The organism is Winogradskyella marina (assembly GCF_015645385.1).
Lineage (GTDB): Bacteria > Bacteroidota > Bacteroidia > Flavobacteriales > Flavobacteriaceae > Winogradskyella > Winogradskyella marina.
The window spans coordinates 1-14,649 of record NZ_JADOET010000006.1 but is presented as its reverse complement, the minus strand read 5'-3'; the positions used below and the strand labels follow the sequence as shown (position 1 = coordinate 14,649).

General features: G+C 32.4%; 12 protein-coding genes. 7 read left to right on the top strand and 5 right to left on the bottom strand.

The genetic code is table 11. The features are described from left to right. The first annotated feature begins 57 nt into the window (after positions 1-57). From ITJ86_RS08390 to ITJ86_RS08375, 4 genes are all read left to right on the top strand, one after another. The gene (locus tag ITJ86_RS08390; protein WP_195871372.1) at positions 58-1,092 is read left to right on the top strand and encodes an o-succinylbenzoate synthase; all 1,035 of its coding nucleotides are present in this window, start codon (positions 58-60) and stop codon (positions 1,090-1,092) included. Then, positions 1,089-2,030: a CPBP family intramembrane glutamic endopeptidase gene (locus tag ITJ86_RS08385; RefSeq protein WP_195871192.1), complete on the top strand. Its 942-nt coding sequence runs from the start codon at positions 1,089-1,091 to the stop codon at positions 2,028-2,030. The genes ITJ86_RS08390 and ITJ86_RS08385 overlap by 4 nt, the downstream gene beginning before the upstream one ends. 2 nt (positions 2,031-2,032) lie before the next feature. After that, the gene (locus tag ITJ86_RS08380) at positions 2,033-3,118 is read left to right on the top strand and encodes an AMP-binding protein (protein WP_195871191.1); all 1,086 of its coding nucleotides are present in this window, start codon (positions 2,033-2,035) and stop codon (positions 3,116-3,118) included. 86 nt (positions 3,119-3,204) lie between these two features. After that, positions 3,205-5,292, top strand: a complete 2,088-nt coding sequence (locus ITJ86_RS08375; RefSeq protein WP_195871190.1) for a VWA domain-containing protein — start codon at positions 3,205-3,207, stop codon at positions 5,290-5,292. Positions 5,293-5,360: 68 nt separating this feature from the next. Here ITJ86_RS08375 and ITJ86_RS08370 read toward each other — a convergent pair whose 3' ends face one another. From ITJ86_RS08370 to ITJ86_RS08360, 3 genes are all read right to left on the bottom strand, one after another. Then, the gene (locus ITJ86_RS08370) at positions 5,361-6,224 is read right to left on the bottom strand and encodes an OmpA/MotB family protein (RefSeq protein WP_195871189.1); all 864 of its coding nucleotides are present in this window, start codon (positions 6,222-6,224) and stop codon (positions 5,361-5,363) included. 106 nt (positions 6,225-6,330) lie between these two features. After that, on the bottom strand, positions 6,331-7,323 hold the full coding sequence (locus tag ITJ86_RS08365; protein ID WP_195871188.1) for a glycosyltransferase family 2 protein: 993 nt from the start codon (positions 7,321-7,323) through the stop codon (positions 6,331-6,333). Continuing rightward, on the bottom strand, positions 7,324-7,776 hold the full coding sequence (locus ITJ86_RS08360) for a type I restriction enzyme HsdR N-terminal domain-containing protein (RefSeq protein WP_195871187.1): 453 nt from the start codon (positions 7,774-7,776) through the stop codon (positions 7,324-7,326). Between the two features lie 139 nt (positions 7,777-7,915). Here ITJ86_RS08360 and holA point away from each other — a divergent pair, with 139 nt between their 5' ends. Together holA and ITJ86_RS08350 are read left to right on the top strand one after the other, a co-directional pair. After that, positions 7,916-8,923, top strand: a complete 1,008-nt coding sequence (gene holA / locus ITJ86_RS08355; protein ID WP_195871186.1) for a DNA polymerase III subunit delta — start codon at positions 7,916-7,918, stop codon at positions 8,921-8,923. 353 nt (positions 8,924-9,276) lie between these two features. Beyond that, complete coding sequence (locus ITJ86_RS08350; RefSeq protein ID WP_195871185.1) at positions 9,277-11,280, top strand: BCCT family transporter; 2,004 nt, start codon at positions 9,277-9,279, stop codon at positions 11,278-11,280. A gap of 84 nt (positions 11,281-11,364) precedes the next feature. Here the strand turns inward: ITJ86_RS08350 and ITJ86_RS08345 are convergent, their stop codons facing one another. Then, entirely contained in the window at positions 11,365-12,246 is an 882-nt protein-coding gene (locus ITJ86_RS08345; RefSeq protein ID WP_195871184.1) for a LysR family transcriptional regulator, read from the bottom strand. Positions 12,247-12,429: 183 nt separating this feature from the next. Here ITJ86_RS08345 and ITJ86_RS08340 point away from each other — a divergent pair, with 183 nt between their 5' ends. Beyond that, positions 12,430-13,356 carry a DMT family transporter gene (locus ITJ86_RS08340; RefSeq protein WP_195871183.1) on the top strand — a complete coding sequence of 309 codons (927 nt, stop codon included), beginning with the start codon at positions 12,430-12,432 and terminating at the stop codon, positions 13,354-13,356. A 308-nt stretch (positions 13,357-13,664) separates the two neighbouring features. Here ITJ86_RS08340 and ITJ86_RS08335 read toward each other — a convergent pair whose 3' ends face one another. Next, on the bottom strand, positions 13,665-14,384 hold the full coding sequence (locus ITJ86_RS08335; RefSeq protein WP_195871182.1) for a hypothetical protein: 720 nt from the start codon (positions 14,382-14,384) through the stop codon (positions 13,665-13,667). Positions 14,385-14,649: the final 265 nt, after the last annotated feature.

The window sequence follows — 14,649 nt, the reverse complement described above, 5'->3', positions numbered from 1 at the left end:
AGAGTTGTTATTTGAGCTCTAATTTACGAAAATATTTAAGTATTTTTGATTTCTATGATGAAAGCAAGCTACCATAAATATATTCTAAACTTTAAACGTCCAAGTGGCACCTCGAGAGGCGTAATGACCACAAAAGAAACATGGTTTATTGTGTTAGAAAACGACGGTAAAACTGGAGTAGGGGAATGTGGTATTTTACGAGGCTTATCTATTGATGATAGACCCGATTTTGAAGATCAATTGAAATGGACATGTCATAACATTCATTTTGGTTTAGAAAACCTTTTAACTGAATTAATTGAATTTCCAAGTATTCAATTTGGATTGGAAACGGCTTTTAAGTCATTAGAAAGTAAAAATCAATTTGAATTGTTTCCTTCAGATTTTACAAAAGGAACCCAAGGCATTCCTATAAATGGTTTAGTTTGGATGGGTGATGACGATTTTATGCGCACTCAAATCAAAGAAAAAATTGAAACAGGGTTTGATTGTATTAAATTAAAAATTGGAGCGATTGATTTTCAAACGGAGTTAGATATTTTAAAATCTATCCGAAAAGAGTTTTCAGTGTCTGACATTGAACTTAGAGTAGATGCTAATGGTGCATTTTCACCTAAGGATGCTCTAGAAAAATTACATCAACTGTCGGAATACCAATTACATTCCATAGAGCAACCCATTAAACCAAAACAATTTGATGCAATGGCAAAACTTTGTGAAGACACTCCGTTGCCTATTGCTTTAGATGAAGAATTAATTGGTGTTTTTTTAGAAGAGAATAAACAAGAATTACTTCAAACTATAAAACCGCAGTACATTATTTTGAAACCAAGTTTAGTTGGTGGTTTTACAGGAAGTCAACAATGGATTAACATTGCAGAAAGTTTAAATATTAATTGGTGGATAACCAGCGCTTTAGAAAGTAATATTGGTTTAAATGCTATTTCGCAATGGACCTATACATTAAAAAATACAATGCCTCAAGGTTTAGGAACTGGCAGTTTATTTACTAACAATTTTTCTTCTCCATTACGTGTAAATAACGGAACTTTGTATTACGATTTAAAAGAGAATTGGAATTTTAGTATATGAATTATATTCAACAAGCTTATAAAGGTCAGCGTGAACTTTGGATGTTTATATTAACAACGGTTTTAGTAGCAGGTATTTTTATCAGTAATTTTGTGTTTTACGTGTTTGCTGATCCAGCAGATTTAGAAGCTGCAATGAAAGCGATGGATCACTGGAATTTGCCAGCAAATGTAGTTTTAGCTATCAACTTGTTACCGTTTACATTTTTGATAGGACTCTTATTTGTGTTAGTGAAATTTGTACATCAACGAAGTCTTTTATCATTAACAACAACACGATTAAAAGTTGATTTTAAACGCATATTGTTTTCGTTTTTAATGATTACTATTTATACGGTTGGAACGTTTTTTCTAATGTACTATATAGATTCGTCTGAAATAGTATTTCAATTTAATCCAGGAAAATTTGCAGTGCTGTTTATCATCAGTATATTATTATTTCCATTTCAAATAGGTTTAGAGGAATATCTTTTTAGAGGTTATTTAATGCAGCATATTGGTGTTCTAGTTAAAAATAAGTGGTTTCCTTTAATTTTTACATCTATTTTGTTTGGAGTTGCGCATAGTGCAAATCCAGAGGTAGGAGCAATTGGATTTTGGAAAATGATGATTTTTTATATTGGAACTGGATTGCTTTTAGGAATAATGACCTTGATGGATGAAGGTTTAGAGTTGGCTTTAGGGTTTCACTTAGGGAACAATTTAATTGCTTCGTTATTAGTAACGGCAGATTGGACAGCACTTCAAACAGATGCGCTTTTTAAAGATACATCTAGCCCAGAATTAGGGTCAATTTCTGAAATTATATTACCAGTTTTAATTGTATATCCTATAATGCTATTAATTCTTTCAAAAAAATACGGCTGGACTAATTGGAAGGATAAATTATTCGGAAACGTTGAAGAGCCACCAAAAGAGAATTATAAAATAATTGATTAATTATGACACCAGAATACAACAAAGTACACAACCGTTTTAAGTTTAATGGACTTCACTTTAGTCATGAAGAATTAAAGGAAGTTGCTTATAGTCTTATAAAAGAAGGAGAACCTTATGAAAAAGTCACTGGAAATTTTTTAATCGATTGGTTAAATAACAAAGATTTTTTATATGTAACCACTTCGGGTTCTACAGGTGTTCCTAAGGAAATTAAACTCATGAAACAAGCTATGGTTAATTCGGCCATTGCTACAGGTAATTTTTTCGGTTTAGAGCCAGGCGATAAAGCTTTACATTGCTTACCAAGTCATTTTATAGCAGGTAAAATGATGTTTGTACGTGCTTTAGTTTTGGGTTTAGAAATTGATTTTGTTGAGCCATCTGCACAACCCATTTTTGACTATGAAAAATCGTATGATTTCTGTGCTATGGTTCCGTTACAGTTAAAACATACACTTAATTATATTTACAACATAAAAACAATTATTGTTGGTGGCTCTAAAGTGACTAAGCCACTTTTAGAACGCATTGCGCATTGCGAACCTAAGTTTTTTGAAACCTATGGTATGACAGAAACTGTAACCCATGTTGCTGTTAGGAGATTACAATCTAAATCTGCAGAAAAGGAGCAGTATTTTAACGCTTTACAGAATGTGAAATTTGAACAAGACGATAGAAATTGTTTAATTATTCATGCACCAAAACTAGTAGAAGAGGCTTTAATTACTAACGATATTGTTGAATTAAATTCAGAAACTAGCTTTAAATTGCTTGGTCGTTATGATAATGTGATAAATTCTGGTGGAGTAAAGTTGTTTCCAGAACAAATTGAAGACAAACTACAGCCTGTTATTAAACAGCGTTTCATAATCGCAGGAGAAGATGATGTTACTCTCGGTGAAAAGCTAATACTAATTGTTGAAAATCCAACAGAATCTAAAGACGCTATTTTAAAGGTTATTAAAGAGCTTAAAACTGTTGAGAAATTTGAAATACCTAAAACTATTTATACTGTAGATAAGTTTTCGGAAACCGTTAATGGTAAAATTCAACGTAAAAAAACGATAAAAGCTATTTTAGGGGCTTAACTCATTCAAATAGGTCGTTTACTCATTATTGGTTTTACATAGTAGTGTTTGTTTATAGGTTTACATAAACTTATAAATCAACTATTATGAAAAATCTAGTACTTATGTTATGCTTTATGTTATCCTCTGGATACATAATAGCTCAAGAAAAAACAATTTCAGGAACTATAACAACTGCAGCTGATGGTTTGCCATTACCAGGAGCAAGTGTCATTATTAAAGGAAGCACTGTTGGTGCTCAAACTGATTTTGATGGTAATTATAAACTTAAAGTTAAGGTTGGTGATGTAATCGTGGCATCATATATTGGTTTAAAGCCTCAAAGCGTCACTATTGGTTCTGCTTTAGTTTATGATATCGCACTCAAGTCAGATAACAGATTAGAAGAAGTTGTTATCATGGGTTACGGAACTTCTAACAGACATAATTATACACACGCTGTAAAACCAAGACCAACAATAGCCTCTAAACTTTCTGGAAAGGCAACAGGAGTTTCAGTCACACATTCAAACGTAACACAAAGGTCTTCACCAAATGTAGTTATCAGAGGTGTGACTTCAATCAATTCAAAAGAACCGCTTTATATTTTAAACGGAGCACCAATTTCCGAAAGTGAGTTTAGAAATATTAATGCAGATAAAATTAAGCATATTGAAATCATTAATGCGAGTCAAGGCAAAGCTGTTTTCGGTTATAAAGGAACCAAAGGTGTAATCATCTTAAGAACCAAAGGCCATAAAAACAAGGTTAATTTTGAAGACATAGATAATTTTTTGAACGAATCATACACTCAAATTGAAGAGAATGCTTTTAAGCGAACTAATCTTGCTGCACTTTCAACGTTTTCGATAGACGTAGATAAAGCTGGTTATAGTAATGTAAGACGTATGATAAACAATGGAGAAACCATTCCTGCAAATGCTGTAAAGCTCGAAGAGATGGTGAATTACTTCAATTATAATTATCCGCAACCAACCGATGAACATCCTTTTTCCATTAATACTGAAGTTGTAACAACACCTTGGCACAAAGACACACAATTGGTTAGAATTGGGTTACAAGGTAAAACTTATGACAATGCCGAACTACCAGCATCTAACTTAACCTTCTTAATAGATGTGTCTGGTTCAATGCGTTCACAGAACAAATTACCATTATTAAAAAGTGCATTTAAATTGTTGGTTAATCAACTTCGGGAAAAAGATAAGGTATCTATTGTGGTTTATGCTGGTGCTGCAGGTGTGGTCTTAGAACCTACGTCTGGCAATAACAAAGAAGCCATTTTAACGGCATTAAATAATTTAAGTTCAGGAGGTTCAACTGCTGGTGGTGCAGGTATTGAATTAGCTTATAAATTAGCCGAAAAGAATTTCAAAAAGAATGGAAATAATCGTGTCATCTTAGCTACAGATGGAGATTTTAATGTGGGAGCTTCAAGTGATAATGATATGAAAACCCTAATTGAAGAAAAACGAAAATCTGGAGTATTCTTATCCGTTTTAGGATTTGGTTACGGCAATTATAAAGATTCAAAGTTAGAAGTTTTAGCTGATAAAGGCAATGGTAATCATGCTTATATAGATAATATGCAAGAAGCACAAAAGGTGTTTGGTAAAGAATTTGGAGGAACACTTTTCACGATTGCAAAGGATGTAAAAATTCAAGTAGAGTTTAATCCTAAGAAAGTTCAAGCTTATAGGTTAATAGGCTACGAAAATAGATTATTAGCCGATGAAGATTTTGTAGATGATACCAAAGATGCTGGGGAATTAGGAAGTGGTCATACAGTTACAGCCTTGTATGAGATAATTCCTGTCGGTATTAAAAGTGATTACTTAAAAAAAGTGGCAAAATTAAAATACACAAAGTCTGAAGTTACCTCTAATTACGAAGATGAATTATTTACGGTAAAATTCAGGTATAAAAAACCAAATGAAGACAAGAGTATTGAAATGGTGCATGTTCAAGATACTAAAATAGTGGAGGCTTCTGATGATATGAATTTTGCATCAGCTGTGGCATTATTCGGTATGCAACTGAGAACTTCTAAATACTTTAATAATGCATCAACATCAAAAGTCATTGAGTTGGCAGAAAGTGGAAGAGGAGTGGACAAAGATGGTTATAGAGCGGAGTTCATTAGATTGGTGCAGTCTTACGATACTCTGAAGTAGAGAGGTTATAAAAACCAAAAAACCCAATGCAAACGCATTGGGTTTTTTTATATCTAAATATTATAAAATTAGTCTTCAGTTCCTTCAGACAAATTTTTCATTTCATTTTCTACCATTTCGTAGAACTGATCAATTTTAGGCATTACAACAATACGAGTACGTCTGTTTTTTGCTTTGTTTTGAGCAGTATCATTTTCTACTAAAGGCACGTAGTGACTACGACCAGCAGCAATTAACTGTTGTGGGTTTACTTCTAAGTTTTCTAAAACTCTAACTACTGAAGTAGCACGTTTTACACTTAAATCCCAGTTATCAACTAATGGTGGCTTGTTATAAGGTACATTATCTGTATGAGACTCAACCATAGCTTCAAAATCAGGCTTACTGTTAATTACCTTAGCAACTTTAGCTAAAACTTCTTTAGCTCTACTAGTTACATTATAACTACCACTTTTGAATAATAACTTATCTGCAATAGAAATAAATACAACACCTTTTTCTACATTAATTTCAATATCAGGATCATTGATTCCAACAGCTTTTTTAAGACTCGTAACAACAGCAAGGGTTACACTATCCTTTTTTGTTAAAGCATCTTGTAATCTTGTGATTTTTAAGTCACGTTCCTTTAAACTTTCTAAAGACTTTTCAAGATTTTCAGATCCTTTTTTAGTTAAGATAGTTAAATCACCTTTTGTATCAATTAAATCCTGATTAGCTTTACGCAAATCTGCTAATTGATCTTTCATAGTTTCCACTCTAGCATTAGCTGCAGCAACATCAGATAAACAACTATTTAGTTTAACGGTTGCAGTATTTAATAAATCTTGGGTCTCTTTTTGTTGTGCTTCAAGGGCTAAGTAATCTTTTTTAGACACACATGATGCTAAAAACACCATTGAGCATACACTTAATAACATTAATTTTTTCATAATTGAACGATACAGTTTAAGTTGTTAATTTTAACAACACAAAATTATGGAAAACTAATGCGCGTACGATATGGATTAACATAAATTTTAACAGTTTTATAAACAATTAAAATTGTGTTCGATTTTTTATAAAATAAGACCAAACAATAGACGGTGTTTCGTAATATCCAGAACGTTTAGGTAGTTGTTTACGCTGTTTTATAAGTCTAGGTAAGTGGTAATAAAATGACATATGTGCTTTTAAAATTGCCATAAAAAATGACGGTTTTAGTTGAAACAAGAACCTTAGACCAGCTATGCCGTCTAAACTCATTTTTAGTAACACTCTAAATACCACATGGGAATCCGTATGTTTTACTAGTGTAAACAAACTATTTCTAAAATTAAGATAGGTTTTCTTAGGGTTGGTATTTGTTAACGTTGCGCCACCGACATGATATACGGTTGAAGCTCCAATATATTTGGTTACATAATTAGAGTTAAAAGCCCTCCAACATAAATCAATTTCTTCCATATGAGCAAAAAAAGACTCGTCAAATCCATTTAAGGTTTTAAACACCTCATTTTTAATAAAAAAGCAAGCACCTGAAGCCCAGAAAATAGTTTTAGTATCGTTGTATTGTCCGTTGTCTTTTTCAATAGTATCAAAAATTCGACCTCTACAATAGGGAAATGCATATTTGTCTATAAATCCACCAGCAGCACCTGCATACTCAAAATGAGATTTGTCTTTATAGTCTAAAATTTTGGGTTGAATAATCGCTGTTGTAGGATTACTATTAAATTCAGACATTATAGGTTGAAGCCAATTTTTGGTCACTTCAATATCACTATTTAATAAGCAGAGTAGTGGTTCTTCAACATGTTTTAAAGCATCATTATACCCTTTTGCATAACCACCATTTTCTGTATTTTTTATAAGCTTTACCGAAGGAAATTTTTTCGTTACAAAAGCAACAGACGCGTCAGTTGAAGCATTATCAGCTAAATAAATTACAGCCTCGTCGGAATATTTTATAACAGATGGTAAAAACTGTTCTAATAAGTCTTTTCCATTCCAGTTTAAAATAACAATTGCTAAGTCTTTGGTTTGTAGCATTTACTTCTTAATATAGTTAGGTATGTCTTTTAAAAACGAAAACCGTTCAGCATCCATATCCATTTCACAATAATAATGATTTAAACCATTAGTTACCATTAAAAACGATGCATTTAAGGCCAGGTTATACCGTGCAATTTGGTCGAAAGTTGTTTGATCAATTTGTATGGTGTGCGATTTGCATTCAACAATTAAATGAATACTACCATCGGAATTAAAAATAACAATATCGTAGCGTTTTTTTAAACCGTTTATAATTAGCTCTTTTTCAACGTTAATCAATGATTTTGGGTATTGTTTGGTTGTCATTAAATAATGAACACAATGTTGCCTTACCCATTCTTCGGGCTGGAGAATGATGAATTTTTTCCGAATGACATCAAAAATAGATACTTTATTTTCTGTACTTTTGAAACGGTATTCAAACTTTGGAAAGTTGAGTTCTTGTAACACTTAGAATCGTTAATTTTTTCAAAGTTAAAGCAGAATACTACAAATCACAATTTTCGATTACCAAAATCCATATTATTTAATATCATGTTGAATATTAGTCTTGGAATTTGGAATCTCATTTTTGGAATTTATATCAATTTTGGACGACGTAAAACAACTTGTAGCGGCAATAAAAAAAGGTGACCTTAAACCTATTTACTTTTTAATGGGTGAGGAAGCTTATTATATCGATAAGATTTCGGACTATATTGAAGACCATGTTTTGGACGACACCGAAAAAGGGTTTAACCAAATGGTTCTTTACGGAAGAGATATCACTATAGATGATATTGTGAGTAATGCCAAGCGTTTTCCGATGATGGCAGAACGCCAAGTAGTCATTGTTAAAGAAGCGCAAGACTTAAGCAGAACTATTGAGCAGTTAGTGAAATATGCTAATAATCCGCAACCATCAACGGTTTTAGTTCTTAATTATAAATACAAAAAATTAGACAAGCGAAAAGCACTTTATAAAGCAATTAGTAAAAATGGCGGTGTTGTTTTTGAAAGTAAGAAAATGTACGACAACCAAGTTGCCGATTGGATTAGACGTGTCTTAGCTGGTCAGAATTATAATATTTCACCTAAAGCGGCTCAGATGTTAGTAGAGTTTTTAGGCACCAATCTTAGTAAGATAGACAACGAACTTAACAAGCTTAAAATCGTATTACCCGAAGGAACTCAGATTACACCAGAACATATTGAAGAAAACATAGGGATCAGTAAGGATTTTAATAATTTTGAATTACGAAAGGCTGTTGGACAACGCAATGCTTTAAAAGCGCACCAAATTGCAAAGTATTTTGCAGAGAACCCAAAGGATAATCCAATTGTTGTTTCGGTTGCTTTGTTGTTTAAATTCTTTTCAGATTTATTGCACCTTCATGGCATGTCTGATAAAAACCCACGTAGTGTAGCATCTGCACTTAAAGTAAATCCATATTTTGTAAACGAGTATATTGATGCGGCCAGACATTATCCGATGAAAAAAGTAAGTGCTGTTATCGGTTTGCTTCGTGAAACTGATGTAAAAAGTAAAGGAGTAAGTGCTAATGCAGTACCTCAAGGCGACTTGCTTAAGGAGTTGTTAGTTAAGATCATAGGCTAATTACTATTATTTATTTGCTGCTTTTTAATTAAAAAGAAACGAATCAGAGGAAAATTCGCAGGTTTTACTAAGGAGGAGCGTACTAAGCAATTAATTTTATACGGTGTTGTGTGTAGTGCTTATAAAAAGTTAAATTTTATATTCAAGTATTTTCGTTCAATTCTGTTCCAATTTTGTTACGTTATCTTTCAGGATTCTTTTCGTTTTTGTATCAAACCTCCCCAGAATCTCTTGACAGTGTTTGCTCTAGATTAAATTTATCTTTTTTACATTTGGACTTTAAGATAAAGAGCAAAAAACTTGAGCAAGTCAACTGAAATTTGATCAATTTTTTTTAAATCAATTGTAAAAAAATGAAATTAAAATCCACTTTAAGTAAAGGTATTTTTATTCCAAGTATGATATTTATCATTGGGATTTGTGTTTTATCTGCCATTTTTCCAGAAGCAACCAATTCAATCCTTGACTTTGTGAAGAATTACATTTTTACCAACTTGTACTTCATTTTTGTTTGGTCAGTGACGGTGTTCGTTCTGTTTTTAATTATTTTGCTTTTCACTAAGCATGGAAACATTCGGTTAGGAAAGAACAATAGCAAACCAGAATATTCTTTTTTCTCTTGGATTTCAATGCTTTTTGCGGCAGGTATGGGAATTGGCTTGATGTATTTTAGTGTTGCCGAACCTATGCAGCATTACACACATACAGCATTTTCTGAAAATTCACCCGTTCAAAGGGCAAATGACGCACAGCTATTCACTTTCTTTCATTGGGGTGTTCATGCTTGGGCTATATATGGAGTTGTGGGTTTATCACTTTCTTATTTTGCATATCGTTACCGTTTACCTTTATCCTTACGTAGTTGTTTTTATCCACTTTTAAAAGATAGAATTAAAGGGAAATGGGGAAATATAATTGACATATTTGCACTGTGTAGTACATTCTTCGGAATTACAACCACACTTGGTTTTGGGGTACTACAATTAAATTCAGGATTAGAAAAATTTAATATTGTTCCAGATACCAGTTTCTTGTATCAAGCTTTAATTGTTATTGTTTTGGTGTCAATTTCAGTATTCTCGGCGGTTAGTGGAGTTGATAAAGGAGTTAAAGTTTTAAGTAGGATCAACATATTGAGTGTGGTTGTACTCTTGCTATTTGTACTTTTTTTGGGCCCAACAGTGTATTTAATTGGAACTTTCACGGAAGGACTGGGCAGCTATGTTTCTAGTTTTTTCGACTTAACGTTTTCAACGTATGCAAATGAAGAAGCAAAGCAACCTTGGTTCTTTGATTGGACAATTTTATATTGGGCATGGTGGATTTCATGGTCTCCTTATGTAGGAATATTTATAGCAAGGATATCAAAAGGACGTACGATTAGAGAATTTGTTTCAGCAGTACTGATAATCCCTACTTTGTTCAATTTTATTTGGATGTCTGTTTTTGGGAATAGTGCGGTTTGGTTTGACCAAAACATAGCAGATGGTGCATTGAGTTTGCTCGCGGATAATCCAGATGCGTTGATGTTTAGTTTTTTAGAATATTTACCATTTACAGAAATCACGAGCTTTTTAACCTTAGCCATTATCATTATTTTCTTTGTGACGTCTGCCGATTCTGGAATATTTGTAATGAATGGGATCGCAACAAGAAATGCACCTAAATCTCCAAAGTGGCAAATTGTAACGTGGGGAGTTTTACTCGCATCTCTTGCTCTCATGCTGTTACGTGCCGGTGGTTTAGAAGCATTGCAATCCATGACCTTAATAACAGCCTTACCCTTTGCTATTATCATGCTTCTTTTTATAATAAGTTTTGTCAAAGCCTTAATCATTGATCAAAATTATTACGAACGTGACTATTCAATTTCTACAGTTCCTTGGTCAGGGCAATCATGGAAATCAAGACTCGGACAAATTATTTCATTTAGCGATAAAAAAACGACAGATGAGTATATTGATAAGACGGTAAAACCAGCTTTTGAAAATTTACAAAAAGAGTTTTTAAAGAATGGTGTTAATGCTAAACTCAATTCCTTTAAAGATCCTAATAAAATTGAAATCGAGGTTGAGTATGATTTAGTCAATAACTTTATTTACGGAGTTAGAAATGAGTCTAAATTGGTGTCCGATAGTTTGATGAATGAACAAAATATAAATGTTGTAGAAAATAATCATGTATTTTTCCCGAAGTCTTATTTTGGTGATGAGCGAGAAGGTTATGATGTTCAGTTGTTTACTGAAAATGAATTGATTTCAGATGTTCTAAAGCATTATGAACGCTTTTTAGGCATTGTTTCAGATGAGAAAAATCAATTGTTTACAAGTCGTAACATAAATAAAAGAATGACTTAGTCGTTTTTGTTTTTAATCGTTCATTTAGAATTGTTGCGTTAAGATATTGAATAAGTGTGTGTAAGGGGTTAAGTGTTCCAATGTTTAAATCTTCAAATAGTTTTTCAAAAAATTTAGATACGATTCCAATTCATTTTCCCGTTCCGTTTTCCACACCAATTTCATATCCAATTGGTATGGCAAATCAGAAAGTTCTATACTTTTTAGGTCAAGCGAAAACCCTTTTAAGGTCGATTTTCCCATCATCGTGATTCCAAGTCCTGCTGAAACCATTCTTAGGACTGTGGATGTATTCGGCGAACGATGCACGATTTTTGGGGAATATCCATAATTTCCAATGATTTTCAGAATTTCTTCCATATATCCAACTCCCTCGGGTTGTGGATTCAAGACCCATTTTTCGTTTTTACAGTCCCCCAAATCCTTAAAATTAGAGGTGTTCAACCGATGATCTTCGGGTAAAATTAAAAGATAGTTTTCTTTGTAAATGGAAAGGCTCGAAAGTCCATCGGGAATAAATGCGTTCGGAACAAAACCAAAATCCACTTCGTTGTCGTTCAATTTGTCGAATATCATTTCATTAGTTCCCTCCACGAGACTTGATTTTAAGTCGGGCAGATTTGTTTCCATATATCGTAGCAGTTCTGGCAAGACAGTATGCATCGCCGAACTTGCGTGTCCAATTTTAATTTCGCCTGCCTTTCCTTGATTAATCAAAACTCCTTTTTTAATGGATTGGTCGAGTTGATTCAAAATTTTGGAAACCTCCGTTTTAAAGAATATTCCCGATTTAGTCAACGCAATTTGCTTTCGTGAACGGTCGAATAATAAAAAACCCAGTTCTTCCTCAAGCACCTGAATCTGCCTACTTAAAGCGGGTTGGGCAATAAAAATCCGTTCCGATGCTTTTCTGAAATTCAATGTTTCGGTCAATACCAAAAAGTTTTGTAATTGCGTAGTTGTCATTTCATTGATTAAAATATGTTATCAATTAATCAAAATTAAGTATTTTTTTTAATTGATAGAGTATCCTTCCTTTGTATTTCAATTTATATTAGAGATGAAACGAGCATGCTGAAATTTTCATCATCCAATGGAATGATTATTAGCGAACAGCATGTGACCTATTAAAACAATAAATAAAGACACATGAAAGTAAAAAATAATTATAAAGTTTGGTTCTATTTTATAGCGTTGGTTTTAATTTGGGGTAGTTCGTTTATTTTGATTAAAAATGGATTAAATGGTTATACGGTTTGGCAGGCTGCAACTATCCGGTTAGTATCTGCTTTTTTTGTAATGTTTTTTTTTGCCATTCGGCATATTAGAAAAATACCAAGTGAAAAAGTTCCAGTAATTTTACTAGTAAGCTTGTTGAGTATGGTTTTTCCATCCTATCTGTTTAGTATCGCACAATCTCAAATTAGTAGTGCACTTGCAGGAATATTAAATGCTTTAGTTCCTATGTTTACAAGTGTTCTTGGACTACTATTTTTTAGAAAATCTATTAATAAATTACAATGGTTGGGTCTTGCTATAGGTTTTATTTCTGCTAGTTTTTTAATTTTGATTACTACTGGAAGCACATTTTCGTTAAACGAATATGCTTTATTAATCATTGTCGCAACTATTTGTTACGGATTGAATTTTAATATTGTAAAAACGTATCTATCTGATGTGAATTCACTTCACGTCACCACAATTGCTGTTTCTTTTTCAGGAATATTCGGCTTTCTTTTTTTATTTTTTAGTGGATATGATTCCTATATCAACGTTAGTGAGCAACAAGTTTTTCCTTTACTATCATTAATTACATTAGGTGTTTTGGGAACAGCTTTGGCTCAGTTTATGCAGAATCAATTAATTCAAAAATCTTCAGCTGTTTTTGCTAGTTCGCTTACATACCTAATTCCCGTTGTTGCTGTGCTTTGGGGTGTTTTAGATGGCGAAAAGTTGGTTTTTTGGCATTATTTAGGGATGTTAGGCATACTTATAGGTGTTCTGATTTTGAACAAGTTTGGAAAGTCTAAAAACAATTTGGCTTATGATAAAAAAACGAAAGTGTTGAATGCTTAATTGAAGTACAGAACGAGTAAGGGCATAGACATTTTTGTATGGATGATGAGTTGGAAAAGTTTTATGCTCTTACGGCACGTTATTTTAAACTATCATATTACAAATCTATAAATTTAGATTTGTTGCGTTAAGTTATTGAATAGAGTTTCACTTTCTTAACTGTTTGCCAACGTGTTTGTGTATGGTTAGTTGTGTGGTTAAGCAACTAATTTAGCAAACTTTTACGAACCAGAGAAAATTCCGCAGGAATTTTTGCAAGTAAGCAGAAAAAAGCAATTAATTATACACGGTGTTGGCAGCCAGTTTTTTTAATCTACACCATGAAGCCATTCCTTTATAGAACTTATAAAATTATCTTGTTTTCCTTTCGGATAATCATCAAAGAATGTTACCTTATAAATGTCATTAACTTTGGATGTGTTAGATTTTTTTAATTTTAAACTTCTTGAATGTAAAACACCTTTTAATTCACTTTCCTCAAACAATAACAATATTCTGAATCCTGGGGAAGGGTCAGTTATCCAATTTTCATATTTAAAATAGCTTTCGTAATTCAAAAATGATTCCTTAAGCTCAAGGTCAAAATTATTTATAAAGAAATCAAAGTCTGATTTTTTTCTAGAATTGTTATTAATGTATGATTCTAATTCTTTTTCTAGAAGATATTTTTCTTTAATATTATTTTTATGTGTAAACCCTGATATAAAACCAAAATATTTTCCATCTTCTTCTCCATCAAAAACAATGTCGACTGAATCTTTTGTTATTCCTATCGTTTTATTTCTTGAGTTTTTAATTTTTCTATTAGGGTTTAATTGACCATTTCTATATTCAGTCTCTGATATACCAATAAACAATCCAGCTTCACACCACTCTTTCCTAAAATCAGTAATTTGAACACCAATACTATCATTTAGTTCAAATATTAATTTACCATTTATTTTATCACGGAAATTGGCAGGTCCATCGATTATCTCTTGGTAATGAGTTCTTTTATTTTCGGTAACTTTTCCTTTGCAGGAAATCATAAAAATACAAATGAATATGAGTGGAAGGTTTTTTTCATTAGTATGGTTTAATTGGCTACAACGTCTACGTATATGAGAAGTAGCAGATAAATAGGTTGTTACTTTTCAGATTATAAATAAAGATAGCAGAAAAGAACACAACTTCTGGTTTAGCTCTTAACTGTTATTTTTTATATACATCTTAAGTTTACAATTCATTAATTTAGAGTTATAAACAGAAAAGACAAAAGAGAGGAATAAGGTTAATATATACGCAGAAGCTTTA